The 17,686-nt window shown below is 42.6% G+C and carries 16 protein-coding genes, 5 tRNA genes and 1 pseudogene; 2 read left to right on the top strand and 20 right to left on the bottom strand.

All coding sequences use genetic code 11. The features are described from left to right. From O3651_RS09910 to O3651_RS09890, 5 genes are all read right to left on the bottom strand, one after another. Positions 1 to 4,802: YSIRK-type signal peptide-containing protein (locus O3651_RS09910; RefSeq protein ID WP_371610315.1), on the bottom strand; the 4,802-nt coding region annotated here is incomplete at its 3' end. A 392-nt stretch (positions 4,803 to 5,194) separates the two neighbouring features. Beyond that, positions 5,195 to 5,833 carry a tRNA (guanosine(46)-N7)-methyltransferase TrmB gene (trmB, locus tag O3651_RS09905; RefSeq protein ID WP_371610314.1) on the bottom strand — a complete coding sequence of 213 codons (639 nt, stop codon included), beginning with the start codon at positions 5,831 to 5,833 and terminating at the stop codon, positions 5,195 to 5,197. Further along, positions 5,830 to 6,624, bottom strand: coding sequence for a cell cycle regulator CcrZ (gene ccrZ, locus O3651_RS09900; RefSeq protein ID WP_149517864.1), 795 nt, complete (start codon positions 6,622 to 6,624; stop codon positions 5,830 to 5,832). Before ccrZ ends, trmB begins: the two co-directional genes overlap by 4 nt. Before the next feature lie 50 nt (positions 6,625 to 6,674). Beyond that, positions 6,675 to 7,721, bottom strand: coding sequence for an ABC transporter permease (locus O3651_RS09895; RefSeq protein WP_371610313.1), 1,047 nt, complete (start codon positions 7,719 to 7,721; stop codon positions 6,675 to 6,677). Next, a complete protein-coding gene (locus tag O3651_RS09890) occupies positions 7,718 to 8,449 on the bottom strand; it encodes an ABC transporter ATP-binding protein (RefSeq protein WP_148889147.1) in 732 nt (243 codons plus the stop codon). Before O3651_RS09890 ends, O3651_RS09895 begins: the two co-directional genes overlap by 4 nt. 67 nt (positions 8,450 to 8,516) lie before the next feature. Here O3651_RS09890 and O3651_RS09885 point away from each other — a divergent pair, with 67 nt between their 5' ends. Then, the gene (locus O3651_RS09885; RefSeq protein ID WP_148887781.1) at positions 8,517 to 8,927 is read left to right on the top strand and encodes an HIT family protein; all 411 of its coding nucleotides are present in this window, start codon (positions 8,517 to 8,519) and stop codon (positions 8,925 to 8,927) included. Positions 8,928 to 8,936: 9 nt separating this feature from the next. Further along, entirely contained in the window at positions 8,937 to 9,212 is a 276-nt protein-coding gene (locus O3651_RS09880; RefSeq protein ID WP_371610312.1) for a hypothetical protein, read from the top strand. 37 nt (positions 9,213 to 9,249) lie between these two features. Here the strand turns inward: O3651_RS09880 and O3651_RS09875 are convergent. The 15 genes and pseudogenes from O3651_RS09875 to O3651_RS09805 all read right to left on the bottom strand — a co-directional run. Continuing rightward, positions 9,250 to 9,607 (bottom strand): annotated as a pseudogene (locus O3651_RS09875) (IS3 family transposase); the annotation flags it as partial. Continuing rightward, positions 9,590 to 9,754: a hypothetical protein gene (locus O3651_RS09870; protein WP_218837263.1), complete on the bottom strand. Its 165-nt coding sequence runs from the start codon at positions 9,752 to 9,754 to the stop codon at positions 9,590 to 9,592. The gene O3651_RS09870 and the pseudogene O3651_RS09875, both read right to left, overlap by 18 nt. Positions 9,755 to 10,101: 347 nt before the next feature. After that, positions 10,102 to 10,416 (bottom strand): thioredoxin, encoded by a 315-nt coding sequence (gene trxA / locus O3651_RS09865; protein ID WP_045498501.1) that lies wholly within the window; start codon positions 10,414 to 10,416, stop codon positions 10,102 to 10,104. Between the two features lie 93 nt (positions 10,417 to 10,509). Then, the gene (locus tag O3651_RS09860) at positions 10,510 to 12,843 is read right to left on the bottom strand and encodes an endonuclease MutS2 (RefSeq protein ID WP_371610311.1); all 2,334 of its coding nucleotides are present in this window, start codon (positions 12,841 to 12,843) and stop codon (positions 10,510 to 10,512) included. Between the two features lie 69 nt (positions 12,844 to 12,912). Continuing rightward, positions 12,913 to 13,464: a CvpA family protein gene (locus tag O3651_RS09855; RefSeq protein ID WP_149556514.1), complete on the bottom strand. Its 552-nt coding sequence runs from the start codon at positions 13,462 to 13,464 to the stop codon at positions 12,913 to 12,915. Further along, positions 13,464 to 13,766, bottom strand: a complete 303-nt coding sequence (gene zapA / locus O3651_RS09850) for a cell division protein ZapA (protein ID WP_125372347.1) — start codon at positions 13,764 to 13,766, stop codon at positions 13,464 to 13,466. The genes O3651_RS09855 and zapA overlap by 1 nt, the downstream gene beginning before the upstream one ends. A 75-nt stretch (positions 13,767 to 13,841) precedes the next feature. After that, complete coding sequence (locus tag O3651_RS09845) at positions 13,842 to 14,252, bottom strand: GNAT family N-acetyltransferase (RefSeq protein ID WP_371610310.1); 411 nt, start codon at positions 14,250 to 14,252, stop codon at positions 13,842 to 13,844. Between the two features lie 209 nt (positions 14,253 to 14,461). Continuing rightward, positions 14,462 to 15,247, bottom strand: coding sequence for an ABC transporter permease (locus O3651_RS09840; RefSeq protein WP_371610309.1), 786 nt, complete (start codon positions 15,245 to 15,247; stop codon positions 14,462 to 14,464). 1 nt (position 15,248) lies between these two features. Further along, complete coding sequence (locus O3651_RS09835) at positions 15,249 to 16,067, bottom strand: ABC transporter permease (protein WP_371610308.1); 819 nt, start codon at positions 16,065 to 16,067, stop codon at positions 15,249 to 15,251. Between the two features lies 1 nt (position 16,068). Next, on the bottom strand, positions 16,069 to 17,061 hold the full coding sequence (locus O3651_RS09830; protein WP_371610307.1) for an ATP-binding cassette domain-containing protein: 993 nt from the start codon (positions 17,059 to 17,061) through the stop codon (positions 16,069 to 16,071). 192 nt (positions 17,062 to 17,253) lie between these two features. After that, positions 17,254 to 17,337: transfer RNA gene (locus O3651_RS09825), tRNA-Leu, on the bottom strand. A 7-nt stretch (positions 17,338 to 17,344) separates the two neighbouring features. After that, a tRNA-Gln gene (locus O3651_RS09820) sits at positions 17,345 to 17,416 on the bottom strand. A 16-nt stretch (positions 17,417 to 17,432) separates the two neighbouring features. Continuing rightward, positions 17,433 to 17,505 (bottom strand) — tRNA-His (locus O3651_RS09815). Positions 17,506 to 17,517: 12 nt separating this feature from the next. Beyond that, positions 17,518 to 17,588: transfer RNA gene (locus O3651_RS09810), tRNA-Trp, on the bottom strand. Between the two features lie 6 nt (positions 17,589 to 17,594). After that, positions 17,595 to 17,675: transfer RNA gene (locus tag O3651_RS09805), tRNA-Tyr, on the bottom strand. Positions 17,676 to 17,686 lie beyond the last annotated feature (11 nt).

Here is a 17,686-nt window from a genome sequence, read left to right as displayed (position 1 = left end):
ACCACAAATTGTTGGTCCTTCTTATCATCGTTATCGAAGGTCTTAGGTCCCTTGAACTCATCGTTCACCACTTCGTAGCCCTTGTCTGTCAATTCTTTCAGACGAGTTGCGTAGTTAGTAGTTCCAATTGGCTCACCTGACTTACCGCTTTCAACGACCTTACCAACTTCCTTGTTGTTATCATCTTGGTCTACGAAGGTGATAATCGCTTTTTGACCATCTTTAACGTAGTTGATTGGTGTATCCTGAGTTGGATCACTTGGAATTGGTGGTGGGTTGTAACCCTTGCTTGGATCGCTCGGATCTTTCGGTGTCAATGGTGTTGTGCCATCTGGGCCTACTGGTGTAGTACCTGGTACATTTGGTACAACTGGAAGATCAGTACCTGGTTTTGTTGGATCTGTTGGATCGTTTGGATATGGAAGGTTTGGTACTTTTGGAAGTCCGTCTGGTACGTTTGGTACGTATGAACCGAGCTTCTTGTATTGTACAACTTCTTCGCTGTTAGCATCGCCAGCTTTCACTGTCTTCGCTGCTACATTGGCCTTATCTGCCACGAATCCAGTTACGACTGGTGTAGCTTCTTGGGCCAATTCTTTCGTAGCTGGTGTCCATGCTGTGAAGGTCTTTTCACCAGTTACAGCATTTATTTTACCAGTACGTGTGAAGGTTGCTTCTTGAGTGACAGGAGCTTTCAGAGCTGGACGACCCGCTGTTTGACCATCTGCGTATTGATACTTGATGGTACGTGTAACCTTGCTGTTCAAATCAGCTGGATTCGTATTGTCATCCAAGCGTGGTGTTACAACAACTGTCCAAGTTTGGTCTTTTGTCTTATCGTTATCGAACTTCTGACCATTTGGTTGAGTGAAGCCATCACTTACAAGAGTGTAACCAGCTTGTTTCAATTGTTCGATACGAGATGCTGTTGAGTAAGCTACTGGCTCACCTGACTTACCAGCTACAGAGTCTGTATAAAGAGTCTTAGCTTCAACGCCATTCTTACCATCTGTTACGTACTTAATAGAACCACGTTGTTCATCCAAGTTGTAGTTGACAACTTCAACTGAATCTCCAGTAGTAGGGTCAACAGTTACACCTGGAACTTTTGGTTTATCTGGGCTATAGCCTGTAATAGCAGGAGTGTTTACTTCTGGAAGATTAGCATTTGGTTTATCCCAAGCACCAGGAGTTTTCTCACCTGTCACCTTGTTAACAGAAACTGGACGAGTAAACGTTACTGGTTGAGTAACTGTTGGAGGAAGCGCTGGGCGACCTTCTGTTACACCATCACCATATTGGTATTGAATAGTCCGAGTAACATTTTTCGTTTCTTGGGTTGTTTCAACAACTGGAGTAACGACAACTTTCCAAACTTGGTCTTTTGTCTTATCGTTATCAAACTTCTGACCACTTGGTTGAGTGAAGCCATCACTTACAAGTTTGTAACCTGCTTGTTGAAGTTGAGCGATACGGCTAGCAGTTGAATAAACAACATCTTCACCTGATTTACCTGTAACACCGTCTGTATAAAGAGTCTTAGCTGGAACACCGTTTTGTCCATCTGTTACATACTCAATGATACCGCGTTGATCATCTTGGCTGTAGCTTACTACTTCATCTTCGTTAGGAGATGTAGGAGTAACAGTTGCAGCTGGAACGCTTGGTTTGTCTGGAGTGAAACCAGTAACTGCTGGAGAATCAACTTTTGGAAGTTCTTCACTTGGCTTGTTCCATTGACCAGGAGTTTCAACACCTGTCACCTTGTTCACAGAAACTGGGCGAGTAAATGTTGTTGTTTGAGTAACTGGGCGAGGAAGTGCTGGACGACCTGTGGTTACTCCATCCTTGTATTGGTAACGAACGTTACGAGTAACATCTTTCGTTTCTTGTTTTGTCTCAATACGTGGAGTAAGAACAACTTCCCATGTTTGATCTACATTGTTATTACTGTCAAATCTTTGACCGCCAGCTTTAGTAAAGCCGTCGCTAACAAGATCATAACCCAACTGTTTAAATTCGTTGATTTTCGCAGTTGTTGTATAGTTTACAGGTGTATCTGACTTACCAGTTACGTTGTCTGTGTGAAGGGTCTTAGCTGGAACACCATTTTTACCATCTGTACGGTAAACGATGCTTCCCTTTTGATCTGCAGCTGAATAGCTTACAATTTCACGCCAACTTGGATCTGTTGGAGCAACAGAGGCTGAATTTACACGTGGTTTGTTTGGTGTAAAACCTGCTACTTCTGGGCTATCAACCGCAGCAACATTTTGACGGCTAGGTGTCCAGTTGCCGTATGTCTTCTGACCAGTTACTGGATCTTCTGATACTTGACGAGTAAATTGAACTGTTTGTTCAACTGGTTGTGGAAGAGCTGGACGATTTCTAGTCACACCATCTTCATATTCGTAAGCGATTGTACGAGTAACGTCTTTTGTTTCAGTTGTTACTTTTGGATTATTCTTACGGTATGAAACGATTTCACGCCAGCTTGGATCTGTTGGTGAAACAGTAGCTGAATTTACACGAGTTTTATTTGGTGTAAAGCCTTGAATTGCTGGTGTATCAACCGCATCTACAGTTTGACGAGTTGGTGTCCAGTTACCGTATGTCTTCTGACCAGTTCTTGCATCTTCTGACACTTGTCGTGTGAATCGTACATTTTGTTGTACTTCACGTGGAAGGGCTGGACGACCTGAAGTCACACCATCTTCATATTCGTAAACAATTGTACGAGTAACATCTTTTGTTTCTGTTGTTACTTTTGGAGCATTCTTGTCGTAGTAAACCGTTACATCACTTGGAGTAGAATTTGGATTTACTGTAACTCCTGGAACAGTTGCTGTATCTGGAGTATATCCTGGGACATCTAGAGAATCTACAGGTGCAAAATTCTTAGATGCAGGACTCCATGGACCTGGTCTACCACCTGTCACAGTCCGAGTGAACTCAGCTGTTTGAGTGTAAGCTGGCGGAAGTGTCGGTCCTGTCACACCTGGTTTATATTTATAATAAATAGTACGAGAGACTGTCTTCTTCTCTGTCTTAACATCTGTAGCACCTTTACGGTAAACGTAGGTTACTGTACCGTTGGTACCCCAGTCAGCCAGAGTTCCTGAAGGTGGCAAGCTACCTCTCTTCATTCCAATGAAACCATAGCCAGGGATTGTTTTTTGTTCAGTAGTATAAGGCTTACTTTTAAAAGCACCTTGTGGATAAGTTACTGAGCCTTCAGCGATTTCTCGACCTTGCTCATCTTCATAACGTACGTCGACAGAGGCACTTTGATAAAAGTCGAAGCGTTTGATTTGGAACTGTTGCAAGTTCTTGTAGTTACCAGTCGTCGCCGTAACCACCATGGACATCAGTTGTTCTGGAGTAGAAACCTTCTTCTTCCATTGCTTGATACCAAGATTACTTTCGTAAGAGACAGTTAATTCCTTGGTTACACCGTCATACTGGATAGCAAATCTGTGGAAACGACCATCTAGGTCACTTGAGTCCAGACGTTGAGCACTACCAGCATCTGTCTCAGCCCACCAACGATCATATTCGCCACCAGTAAAGATACCACCACCACGAACTTTTTTATGAGTGGTATTTACCCAAGCACCGAATTGTCCCAGACGAGGGTCTTCCGCCCAACCATATTGGAAAGAGTCCGTGTTGCTAGTATCAAAACGATTTCCTTTCGGTGGCGTGAAGACGTTCCAGAAAGTATCCAGCTTGAAACCAGTCGCATTACGCAAACCACCGATACCAAGGTTACCACCATCGGCACCTAGGTCTGTTGTATTCCCTGTATGGAAAGCAAAACCGATACCATCGGCACCATAACGTTCTTGAGTCTTATCACCAAGGTTAACTCCACCAGTCAGCTTGAAGCTTTGGTTCATATTGATCTTACTCTTCAGACTGAAGTTACCTGTCTTAGAGGTTTCATCTGGAGTAAGGGTCACGATACCATCATATGAATTATAGGTAGCTGAACCATTCAATCTGAAGTAGTCAAGGAAGTTTTCTTTTGTTACAGTTGTCTTCCCTGTTTGTGGGTCAAACGAACGGAAGCCACTTTCTCCTGATTTACGGAAATCAGCGTAACCTTTATTTACTTCGCTTTGAGCAGCTGCTAATGTTGAATTAGCTTCACTTTTGGCTACTGCATTTGCTGCTTGGCTAGCTGTTGCTAAACTTGCTGCTTGGCTAGCTGCCTTTTCAACTGATACCTTAGCAGGTTCTACAGCAGCAGTTGATTCTGTAGCTGCTTCAGATGAAACCGCAGTTGACTCTGCAGTAGCTGAAGTAGCTGGGCTCACTCGAGCCTCAGACTGAGTTGCAGCGGTTGATTGGCTAGTCGCTACTGAAGCTTTAGACACTTGTGAAGTAGCCTCTTTTAAAGTTGCTTCACTTTTTGAAGCAACTTCTGATTTAACAGTTTTTTCTTCTACTTTGCTTGATAGGTCTTCAGCAGAGGTAGAAGATGCTGTAGATGCTGCACTTGAAACTGCGTTACTTTCAGCGACAGTTGCTACGGTAGAATTCTTTTCTATGGCCGACTCGGAGTCAGAATCATTCGCTCCCGAATCTTCTCCTGAATCTGGCACAGAAGTCGTTTTCTCCGTAGAGGTGCTTGAAGAATCCGTCTTAGCTAACGTATCGGCTGAAACGACATTCCCCCCAAAGAACATGAAAGCTGCGACTGCTACAGAAGCCACGCCCACATTAAACTTACGGACTGAGTATCGAAGTCGTTTCTCAGCACTCGCACGGTTTAATCTGCGTCTCGCATTTTTATCCATGAACATCTCTCCTTTTTAAAATATAGTTCAACCACCTATTACTCAACACCTTAACACCTGAGCAGCAAAGTATTTTATAACATATGATTGGTGGTTATAATGCCAAAAGTTTGGACATCAAACCATACCAATAATTATACCGCTTTTTTCCTATTATATCAAGGATTTTACTATCTAATTTTTTTCTGTAACAAAAGTGTAATATCATATTATGGGGATAGGAAAAAGCTTTAACCACGCCGTTTCAAGAGAATGAAAGCAACAAAAATAATCTTTATAGTTTGATAACCAAAACAAAATAAAAAAGAGCCCCCACAGGGCTCTATTCAACAAAAATCGGTCATAAAACCCGACATTTGAGATAGAAAATCTATTTAGGACTCTCTTTATTTTTATTGAAATTCTGCTTCGACTCGGTAAATAACCTGGCCCTTGCTAGAGAATTTTTGTTCATATTCAGTCAAGACATTGCCTTCAAAGTCACTGGCATGAAGATCCAGCCAAACACCTTTGAGAACCATGCCATACTGCGAAAAGCTGACCAGGCTGTATTCGAACAAGCCACGGTTGTCCGTTTTGAAGTGGATTTCACCTTTTTCTGGCAAAATTTGCTTGAAGGTATCTAAGAAAGACTTATAGGTCAAGCGACGTTTTTCATGCCGTTTCTTAGGCCATGGATCAGAGAAATTCAGGTAAAGTCGGTCAATTTCTCCATCTGCAAAATAGTTGGTCAATTCCGAACCATCCACCCAGAGCAACTTAATATTAGGTACATCAGCTGCCAAAACCTTGTCCAAGGCGTAACTAAGGACAGACTTCTGAATGTCAATCCCGATGTAATTGATGTTTGGATTAGCCTTAGCCATCCCTGTAATGAAAGCCCCTTTACCGCTTCCGACTTCAACGTGGATAGGGTGGTCATTACCAAAAATTTCCCGCCATTTTCCCTTGGCATCAACTGGATTTAGAACCACATAGTGGGGGTTAGCCTCTAATAACTCTGTTGCTCCCTTACGATTTCTTACTCTCATCTTACCTTTCCATACTTAGAACGGAAGTTGCGTAAGGCGTAGATCTCCCGGTTCACATTTTCTAAATCATTGTTTTCGTAATATTTAGCAATCTGCATCAGATAAGAGTATTGACCAAACCAATACAGTTTTTTGATAACCTTGTCATTGTACTTATAACCATAGTAGGTTAGCCACTCCTGCCAATTGGTATCTGGGATATAGTGACTCAATATATGAGCAACATCCAACATTCTGTCCGTCAAGCGAACCGAATCCCAATCCACCAAATAAATCAAGCCACTGTCCGTCTGAAACCAGTTGCTATGACGCACATCACCATGGACAATCGTCGCATAGTCCTCACGAAAAGCAGGTACCGTTTGCCGCAAATCCCGAATAATAGATTGCAGGTACTGATTGTTCCTCAAAACGACCGGCGCTTGATTGAGCCAGCTATTGATTAAATCGATCGGCGTTTCCAAAATATAACCCAATTTAGCCAACTGAGTCATCAGAGGCCGCGACCGATGCAAACGCGTTAAAATATTGATCACTTGCTTTTTAGACATATCATTAGGTGTTAAAATGGCACCTGAAAGCCATTCTTGCCCGCTCATGACATTGCCATCTGGCAAGCGTCGACTCCACAGAAGTTGCGGAGCAATTTGTTCTCTGGCTAAGCCTGCCAGAATCGGGGTCGTATTCATCTTGACGAAAACTCGCCCCCCGTCTGGATAAGTTCCCATATAGGCCTTTCCGCTCTTACCAGCTATTGGTGTCAGGGCTAGCTCGTTATCAACCAAGACCATGATTCCCCTCCTTAAAAAGTTTCCTCACTATTTTACTAATTTTCATTCTTTTAGTCAACCAATCTTTTTAGTTTATATGGCAAATAGACTAGATACAAAAAGATTGTCGCTCCAAACATTGCTAACACTGCTATCTTATCTTGGAAAAAGAGCACTGCCACTAGCGTTTCAAAAAGCAAAACACTATGTCCAATCCCTGTAATAACCTGTCTTGCTCCCTTGATTTTAGACTTGCTATCCAGCGGGAAAAGCTTAGTTAAATACTGATAATCAAGGGCTTCATACAAGGCCAATAACTGAAAAAGCAAAAGATAGTTGAAAAGGACGACAAAACCTGCAGCAATCCAAGACTGGCTGACGAAGACAATCGTTAAGAGGGCTAAAAGTAGAAGACGCAAGGTCAGAGGGAGTAAATCGCCATTGCGAAGATAGGAGCGTAAAAACATATTTTGCCAAGTCTTAGCATGGGTCTTAGGAAAAAACCTTGTCAACCCGTCCAAGTAAGCCCTTCTTTTGACACTATTAGAAATGCCTTTCACATTTGTAAAGAGGGCAAAGAAACGAAGAACTTTCTGCTTGCGGCCTTCCTCAGCTGCGATTGCATATTGCCAATTGAGACGGTCAGACAAGAAAAAGCGACGCCCCTTGAACTGAAAGACCAGCCATTTTAGCAATAACATAAGGAGGCAGTACAGCCCAAAACCCCATATTGGCAAACCTAGAGCCAAAAACAGCGGCGCTAACAAAACCAGCAACAAGGTTTGCAGCAGGCCAAAGAGAATATACGAACGCTGGATTTGTCCCTTGACAAACTCAATGACTGCCTGCTCCTGCACTAGCAAAAAGAGCATATCTGGCTTTTCCAGGTAGGTTGCGATATTCCCAAAAGGAAGAATGACCACAGAAAACAAGACTAATCCTGCTATGATTGGCCAAGAACGACTAGGAAAATTCCGCAGCAATTGATTGTACTGAACCGCCAGAAATCCGAGAAAAATCAATAGAAACAGGACAAAGTGATCATTGAGAACATAGCGCAGATACTTCAGACAGCGCTGACGGAAATCCTGCTTGCGTTTAGCAAATACTTCTTTCATAGCGCAGCCTCTTCCGTCAAAGCCAGATAGATGTCATTGAGACTAGCTTCCGGCATCTGAAATTGCTGCCGCAACTCAGCTAGATTGCCCTTAGCACGCACCTGCCCTTTATGCAAAATCACAAAGCTATCACACATCTTCTCAGCTGAATCTAGAACGTGGGTACTCATGAGGATGGACTTGCCTTTTTTCTTTTCCTCATCCAAAAGCTGGATAAGGTCTGCAATAGCCACTGGATCCAGCCCCAAAAAGGGCTCATCCACGATAAAAAGACTAGGATCTACCACGAAAGCACAGATAATCATGACCTTCTGCTTCATCCCCTTAGAGAAATGCACTGGAAACCAGTCCAACTTATCCTTAAGTCGAAAGATAGTTAAGAGGCGCTCCACGCGCTCAAAAGCGACTTCCTGCTCAATATCGTAAGCCATAGCTACCGTCTCAATGTGCTCGCGCAGGGTCAATTCTTCGTAGAGACTAGGCGTTTCCGGAATAAAACCGATCTTCTTACGGTAAGCGCTGGGATTTTCTCCCAGCTGCAAACCATCAATCCGAATTTCTCCCTTGTAAGGTGTCAATAAACCGATAATTTCATTGATAGTCGTGGATTTACCAGCACCATTGAGACCAATCAAACCAACCAACTGGCCATTGCCCACTTCAAAGCTGACATCCTTTAAAACCGGGATATTTACATAACCACCCGTAAGCTCTTTGATTTCTAACATATTTTCTCCAAATCTGTTATAATAGTTCTTATATTATAACAAAATCTAGCGAATAGAGGTATCATTTATGGCTGATTGTATTTTTTGTAAGATTATCGCAGGGGAAATCCCGTCTTCTAAAGTTTATGAAGATGACCAGGTAGTTGCCTTTCTAGACATTTCCCAGGTCACTCCAGGCCATACTTTGGTCGTTCCCAAGCAGCATTTCAGAAATCTTTTGGAAATGGATGCAGACAGTGCTAGTCAGCTCTTCGCTCGTGTCCCAGACATCGCCCGCAAGGTCATGAAAGCAACAGGCGCCAAGGGCATGAACATCCTTAACAACAACGAAGAAATTGCTGGACAGACGGTCTTTCACACCCATGTCCACCTAGCTCCTCGCTATGAAGAGACAGACGGTTTACAAATCAGCTTTGAAACCCACGAACCAGATTTTCCAGCCTTAGCTCAATTGGCTGAAAAGATTGCTCAAGCCTAGGGAGGAACTATGAAATTTTCAAATCTCATGCTTTTCACAGGCGCAGCCTGGGCCAGCTACCATTTGGTCAAAAATCGGAAGACAATTAGCCAAGAAGTCGTCGAAACATCCGATATCTTGGATAAAATTCAAGATAATTTAGCTAACATCCAGCACAATCTCGCCATTATCCAAGAACAGCGAGACAATATCAAGGAAATGGCTCAGGACTTGACTTATAAATACAAGATTTTCGAAAAACAAGCCCAAGCTCAAATTTCACAAATACAGGATATCTGGCAATAGAAAACTTTCTCATAACAACAAAAGGTTAGACAATAATTTAAGTAAAGGACTTAGTTCTGCATTGCACAGGGCTGAGTCCTTTCAATTTGACTTCAACTCGTTTGTTGTTGTGGTAATCAATGTAGTTCACAATAGCTTGTTCCAATTGATTAAGTGACTGAAACGTCTTCTCATAACCATAAAACATCTCAGACTTAAGAATTCCCAAGAAGGACTCCTTCATACCGTTGTCAGGACTATTCCCCTTGCGTAACATGGATTGCTGAATCCCCTTACTCTCTAAAAATTGATGATAAGAAATGAGTTGATATTATCAGACTTGGTCTCTGTAAAGAATGGTATTTCTCTGTAAATGCTTCCTCCAACATAGTTTTTACTTATTCCAAGTTCGGTGAGCGAGTAATTTCGACAATCTTTAGAAGAATATCAAAAGAAAACTCAATTAGCAATTCTTGGATAATTTCCGTTTTTCTTCTCTCTTTTCCTTCTTCAATTGAAATTTTATAAACATTTTTAGAACAGCATCCTCCGTTCTTAGGCATTCATTTTCTGCTTTAATACCTTTTGGTTATGCCTCACCTCTTCTCAGGTTTTCTTTGGTTTACGCCCCATTATAACTGGGCCACAGGTATCTTCAACCAAGTCATATATATAGCCAAATCAATCCTTGATTCTACCTGTCAAAGGAAGTAATCTTTTGGGGCAATTCGTCTATCGTATAGAAACTATATTAGAGACGATTATAATCTTATTTTTCTTTGTGAAACATGGAAAGCACCTCGCAACTCTTCTTATATTTTTTATGTAACTTTACACAAAGAAAAGCTCTTAGAAACTGGTGTTCTAAGAACTTTGTCTTCAATCTAAATCGAAGCCTAGGGCTTCTTTCTTAACTTAATTCTGCCAAAATCGCCTTCAGTTGCTCCTTCGTATGAACACCGGCTACTTGCTTAACGACTTGACCGTCTTTCTTGAACAGAAGGGTAGGAATGGACATAATGCCGAATTCACGGGCAGTATTTGGATTTTCATCCACATCCATTTTAAGGATTTTCAGTTCGTCTTCATGAACTTCCCCTGCCAACTGCTCCAAGATAGGCGCCTGCATACGGCATGGACCACACCATGTTGCCCAAAAATCAATCAGAACCAGTCCGTCTTTTGTTTCTTCAGCGAATGTTGCATCTGTAACTGCTGCTACCATAAATCTTCTCCTTTGAATAGCTTACTTTTGATAATATTGTACACCAAACCCAGAGGAAAAGAAAATATTTGCTACGGAGTACCCGATGCTTCCCTACTTAAAGATTACAATCGTCGCGCCACTGCCACCAGCATTTTGCGGTGCATAGCCGAAGGACTTGACCTGCTTGTTGCGGCGGAGGTATTTTGTCACCCCTTCACGGATGACACCCGTTCCGATACCGTGTATAATATCCACCTGAGCCATGTTATTGAGAAGGGCCTGATCGATAAAGGCATCGAGTTCTTCCATGGCCTCTTCATAGCGTTTGCCACGCAGATCCAATCTGGCTCTTGGACCTTTGGTATTGGTTCGCTTGACCACATTGACCTGCTTGCGCTTAGGTTGCTGCTCCTTTTCAGCCTTGAGTAAGTTGAACTCCTGCTCTTCTAGTGTCATCTTGATAAGACCGACCTGAGCTTCCCAGCGTCCGTCCTTGAGCTGCTTGACCAAGGTTCCCCGCTGACCATAGCTGGTGACTATGATATCATCTCCCACCTTGGGCGCCCGATTTTTCTTGGCCTGCTTGAGCACCTTATTCTTTGATAAATCAACCGTTTCTGGTGCCAACTTTTTAAGCTGAGCCTTGGCTTCAATAATCTCATGCGGTTTGAGACTGGACTTAGCATGGAGATTTTTGAGAATGCTCTCACTCTCTGACAAGGCCATATCCACGATTTCCTGGGCTTCCAAGCGTGCCTTATTGAGCTCGGTTTCCTTTTCTCTGTTAAACTCATTGTAAAGTTTTTTTAGGGCTCGGTTAAATTTGAGATTTTCCTGCTCCACCTCGCGGATATTATCCAAGCGCTTGCGGCTTTCCAGCGTCTGCTCTTCTAAGCGCTCAATGATTCGATTGACATCACTGTCTGTGTCAGTCTGCTCTTGGGCGTGGCCAACGATAACTTCCGCTAAGCCCAAACGCCGGGCAATTTCAAAGGCATTAGAGCGGCCAGGCACTCCCTGCATAAAGCGATAGGTCGGCCGCAAACTATCTGTGTCAAATTCCATGCTGGCATTTTCCACCCAGTCCGTCTCAATCCCATAGGCTTTGAGCTCAGGATAGTGGGTCGTCGCCATTGTTTTAATCTGCCTTAGCCGCAAATCTTCCAAGATAGCAATAGCCAGAGCTGCACCCTCTTGCGGGTCAGTCCCAGCTCCCAGCTCATCCAACAGAACCAGACTCTCGCTATCAACCTGCTCTAAAATAGAGACGATATTGGTCATATGGCTAGAGAAAGTCGACAGGCTCTGCTCAATCGACTGCTCATCACCAATGTCTGCAAAAATCTGACTGAAAATCCCGACGCGGCTACCCTTGTCCGCCAAAATTGGCAGACCTGACTGGGCCATGATCTGAGCCAAACCCAAGGTCTTCAGCATGATGGTCTTACCACCTGTATTAGGCCCGGTAATGACAATCTCTGTCAAGTCTGGCCCGAAATGTAGGTCATTAGCCACTGCATTCTCAATCAGGGGATGGCGAACACTGAGCAGTTGGATATCCTGCTCTTCCGACAGGTCTGGCACCACCGCTCCCGTCTCCTGCATGAAGCGGACCTTGGCACGCACTAGATCTAGATGACCGATAATCCAAGCATTGTTGGCAATTTCAGCCGCATGAGGCCGTATCATATCCGACATAGCCTGCAAAATCCGCTGAATTTCATAGCGCTCGTCCGCCCGACTGCTGGCAATTTCTTCGTTAAGATTGACAACTGCCCTAGGCTCAATATAAACTGTACTACCGCTGGCCGAAATATCGTGAACGACACCCGCAATACGGTTACGGTAGGTGTTTTTTACAGGCAGTACATTGCGGCCATTCCGACTGGCCACTACCTGATCCGCCAGCATGTCTCCCTTAGTTTTGAGAATTTCTTGCAGAATATCTCGAACCTGGACTTCATTTTCTTGGATTTTCCGGCGGATACGGCTCAACTCCTCACTAGCAAAACTTTCGAGAAAGCCCCCATCATTGATAGCTTGCAGGCTCCCCTGAATACTAGGAAACTCTACTAAATTGTTAAAAAGGCGATCCAAACGCTCCAATTGGACATTTTCCAAGTCCTCGTAGAAAGATACCAGCTCATGCGTCACAGCTAAGACCCGCTTGAGGGCTAAAAACTCCTCGATATTCAGGTCACTATCCAGCTCTAGGCGCTTGGTTAAGCCCCTAATATCCTGAATGGCTCCCAAACTAAAGTGCGGATGTTGCACAAAAATCTGCCGCATATCGGACATTTCCAAAAAAGCAGCAGCAATTAATTCTTTTTTGCTATTTGGTTGGAGCTGCTTCAACTCCAACTCACCCAGCTCAGTCAGTAGATAGGGAGAAAAAAGCTCCTTAATTTTATCAAATTCCAAAGTTTCTAAAATTTTATGATTCATCACGTTCATTCTATTTCTATATGATTTAAACTGAAAAAGAAACTCAGCTACAGGGCAACTGAGTCTTAATTATCCGATAATTTTTGTGACCCAAAGGTCATGTAAAATGGATGAAGTTACAGGCGTGTGATTGATAATAAACCGAATCAGCAAACTCGAATTTAAGCGTTCTTGGATAAAGGACATAGGCACAGTAGCTAAAATAGTCAGTCCCATCTCAATGACAAAGAGTGAAATGAAGACCGCAATAGCCCCACTGACCATATTAAAAACTTTCGTATCCCACTTATTCGGATAGGGAATTAAATTTACAAAAATCCCCAAAAAGCGGCCTACTATATAAACAAGGCTGAAAACAAGAAGATAAGCCAGCCCCGCATAAAAAACCTTATCCAGATGAAAAAGTTGGGAGCTTGCAAAGAAATAAGTCGAGCTGCCTTTAACAGCGCTAGCATAAGGCACCCACAAGCTGATAGACTTAGCCAAGCCCTGATATAGAGCTCCAGCCACCAGCATGGATACAATCGTCATAGCAGCATAATAACCCTGCAGAACAATCCCACGCGAGTAGCCAATATAAAAGCTCCAAGCTAATATTAGTAAAATAATAATCGCAAACACTATCTTTCCCCTGTATTAGCTGACTTTTCTCTTAATTCGCTAAGCATTTTGTGACGAAGGCTTTCCAATTCTTTTTCCTTATCATCAAACTCAATCTCGCGGCTGAGCTGAGTAGATAAACTATTAATCGCTAGCAAAATAGCCAAGACTTCATCATCTGCCGCAGGCATCTGCTCTTTAATGGCCTTATATTTTTCCTTGGCAACCCGCTCCACTTCTTCCATAAAAAGATTATCGTGTTCCGTTGTTAAAGTTAAGGTTTTGTTTCCAAATGTAAACTTATATCTATTCAAATTTGCCATAAAATCACCTCATGATATTATACCAAAAATCGCTACATTTGTCAGTTAGAAATCTGCTATCTATCCTTAGATAAATTATAACTCTTTCGTATAATAATATCGCTCACCCGTATAAGGATATTCTTTTAATCTAAACACTTCCTCATAGCCATGCTTTTTATAAAAATCTGGCGCTTGAAAATGAAAGGTATCCACAAATGAATACTTACACTTCCTGTCACGAGCTTCCTCTTCCGCCTTTTGCAAAATATGGGAACCAAGTCCTTGCCCCCGTAAATCCTCATGCACATATAAATACTCAATTTCAAGCCAATAACCAAATGTTTCGGCTACTAGGCCGCCCATTAAATTTCCGTTCTCATCTTCGACAAAGATATTGAGAGGCTCACTTGTTGAAGCTTCCCGTTTAGAGCGATTATAAGCTCGGATTAAATTTCCAAGTTCTTGGACACGTTCAGATTCTTTATTTTCCAATCTCAATTTCATTAGGCTCTCCTTCTTATCAAATCTTAAATCTATTCTACCATTTTAGCAAGATAAGTAGAATTTATTCATTGCAAAAATAAAAATTTGAAAGATAGATACCTTACATTAGAACAGAAAAGACAAGGCAGAAAACCTTGTCTTTATACTGTATCTAATTGATCCCTTATTCATAGACTTTCTATATAAATCTCACACTTTATATATTCCCCTTACGAACCCGCACTTTCGTAGGCATCCAAGCCCCTGTCCCATAGTTTCAAAGAAATGAAAAAGAAAACAAGAGAAATCAAAATCAAACCAGCGATATTAAAGAGTCCATTCTTTTCCTGCAAGAAATAGCTGGCAGGATAGTAGGCCGTAAAGGCGAAAGGCACGATAAAACTAATCAACCATCGAAGAAGCGAATTGTAAATGGAAATGGGATACTTAGCAAAATCATTAAACATATAGAAAATGTAAATCATAGCCCCTGACTGCTTGGTCCAAAAAGCGATACTGGCTGTCGCAATTTTCAAGGAAGTATAAATCAAGGTCGCAAAAGGAATGCAGACTAAGAAAAGCAGGAATTTTGGAAGAGTCCAAGCAATGCTAGTCACCGTAGTCCCTAGTAAAATGCCACCGACCAAAAGTTCACCCAAGGCATCAATCTGAAAAGTTTCAACTAGGATGTGGAAGAGAGGATTGATGGGCCGAGTCAGATACTTGTCAAACTCTCCCTTTCTCACCAATCGTTGCCCCAGTGCCCAGAGATTGTCAAAAAAGAGGTGGTCCAATCCCTTTGGAATCAAGGAAAAACCATAGATAAAGGCAATCTCTTGAAAGGTCCAGCCTTCTAGCGAAGGAATATGTTGAAAGAGTACATTGAGAAACAAGAGGTTCAAACCTTGGGTCAGAAAGACACCTAAAACACCAACCACAAAATCAACCTTGTATTCCATGATTTGCTTGATGTATTGTCTGATAAAAATCAGGTGCATGCGTTGATATTTTTTCATACTAACCTCCTTGAATGGTGATGAATGACTGGACTCGCTTCCAAATCAACTGAGACAAGCCCACCATCACTATGAGCCAGAAAACCTGTAGCAAGATAGCTTGAAGAATCTGATTGGCATCGTATTTCCCAACAATGATCATGACAGGAGTGTAGATCAAGGATGAAAAAGGCAAGAAGGACAGAATATCTGATACGATCTTTGGAAAGAAAGCCAAGGGAATCAAACTCCCCGACATAAAGTCAATCAGAGAATTCTTGAGCAGATTAGAGCCCCATAGATTTTTAAAAACAAAGGCTGAAAACCCAAAGCAGATATTAAAGAAAAAATTGATCAGGTAGGCCAGCGTTAAGCTAAAAAGATAAATGACAGTTAGTCCCAGCACTTCTACAATACCTTGCCCAGAAAAGATCTTCATCAGAACAATGACACTTAAAAATGGAAGGCCAACACTGATAAAAATCAACCACTTGGAACCAAGCTCGGTGAAGAGATATGAGGCCGCAAAATGCACTGGTCGCAGCAAGCGCATGATAATGGAGCCATCCTTGACCTCCTCCCCAATCATAAAAGAAGAATCCGACCTAGTCAAAAGATTGGTCACAAAACTCATGATGATGTAGAGGGTGATATCCGCCATACTGAAACCCTGGATCAAAGACTCCTGCGAGGAATCAAAGACTGCCTTCCAGAGATAAAACTCCACAAAAGCACCCATGACATCGCCAATCCGATAAAGAATAAAGTTGACTCGATAGGTAATCAACTCCTGAACACCTGCATTGATAAAGGGTTTATAACGTCTCCACAATTTGATCATCTTAGAGCTCCTTTCGGTAGAAGCGACGGATAATATCCTCGATATCCGTATCCAACATCTTCAAATCGCGAATCTCAAAATCAGACAGGGTTTGCTTGATAATATCAGCTGACTGGTAGCGCGAACTATCAAATTCAATATTGAGGCTATTCCCCTGTCTATCAATGGTCATATCCGGCAACCCTTCAAAGTGAGAGACGAGGTGACTTTGACCTGGCACCAGTTCAAAGGAAAGTGTCTTCATCTTGCCAAAGGTTTTCTTGAGCTGACTCACCGTTCCATCAAAAATCTCCTGCCCCTTATCAATCATGAAAATCCGATCACAGAGTTGCTCAATATCACTCAGGTCATGAGTGGTCAAGAGAATGGTTGTTTCTTCCTCTTGATTGATCTGAGTAATGGCCCGACGAATATTATCCTTGACCGAAACGTCCAAACCAATAGTCGGCTCATCTAAAAAGAGAACCTTAGGATTGTGGAGCAAGGAAGCCGCAATATCCGCCCGCATTCGTTGACCCAGTGAAAGAGTCCGCACGGGGTCTTTGATAAAGTCCTTCAAATCCAAGACTTCATTCAAAAAGTCCATGCGCTTATGGAAAAGCGAATCTGGCACATCATAAATTTCCTTCAAGACCGTGTATGTCTCTTGCAAGGCCAAATCCCACCATAGCTGGGTTCGTTGTCCGAAGACCACTCCAATATCCTTGACATAGTCTTGGCGATTATCCTGCGGAATCTTCCCATTAATCCGACACAAACCAGAAGTGGGCTTCAAAATCCCGGTCAGCATTTTAATGGTTGTTGACTTCCCAGCACCATTGGCCCCGATGAAACCTAAAATCTGCCCCTTGGGAACCTCAAAGGTTAAATCCTTGACCGCTTCAAAGGTCTGCTTTTCAGGATGAATAAAGGAGCGCAAAGCTCCTTTCAAGCCTGGTTCCTTAACCGTCTTCACAAAATTTTTCTGAAGATGTTCCACTTCTATCATTTCCATATGCTTCTCTCCTTAGAAAGACTTGGATAAGTCATTTACTATTACAAACAAGAATCCTTACTTGTATCTAAACAGCCAGAAAAAAATTGTAGATAAAGCAAAAGAATGATTATAAAATAAATAATCTCAAACAAATCAAAAATAAAAATTTGTAAAAAAAGACAAGATTCTAAAACCTTGTCTTTATTACTATACCGGCGGCCGGGGTCGAACCGGCACGTCCTTGCGGACACTGGATTTTGAGTCCAGCGCGTCTGCCAATTCCGCCACGCCGGCAAAGTAACTGGGGTAGCTGGATTCGAACCAACGAATGAGGGAGTCAAAGTCCCTTGCCTTACCGCTTGGCGATACCCCAATAATCAAAAGAAATAGGCGAGTGATGGGGATCGAACCCACGCATGCCAGAGCCACAATCTGGTGTGTTAACCACTTCACCACACCCGCCATATTCCAAAACACGGGCAGTAGGAATTGAACCCACACTGAAGGTTTTGGAGACCTTAGTTCTACCTTTAAACTATGCCCGTTAAGCATGGAAGGGGAGGGATTCGAACCCCCGAACCCGAAGGAGCGGATTTACAGTCCGCCGCGTTTAGCCTCTTCGCTACCCTTCCGAAATTTTAAG

The sequence above is a fragment of the Streptococcus sp. 27098_8_73 genome, assembly GCF_041432495.1.
GTDB lineage: Bacteria > Bacillota > Bacilli > Lactobacillales > Streptococcaceae > Streptococcus.
This window is presented reverse-complemented; position numbering and strand designations above follow the sequence as displayed.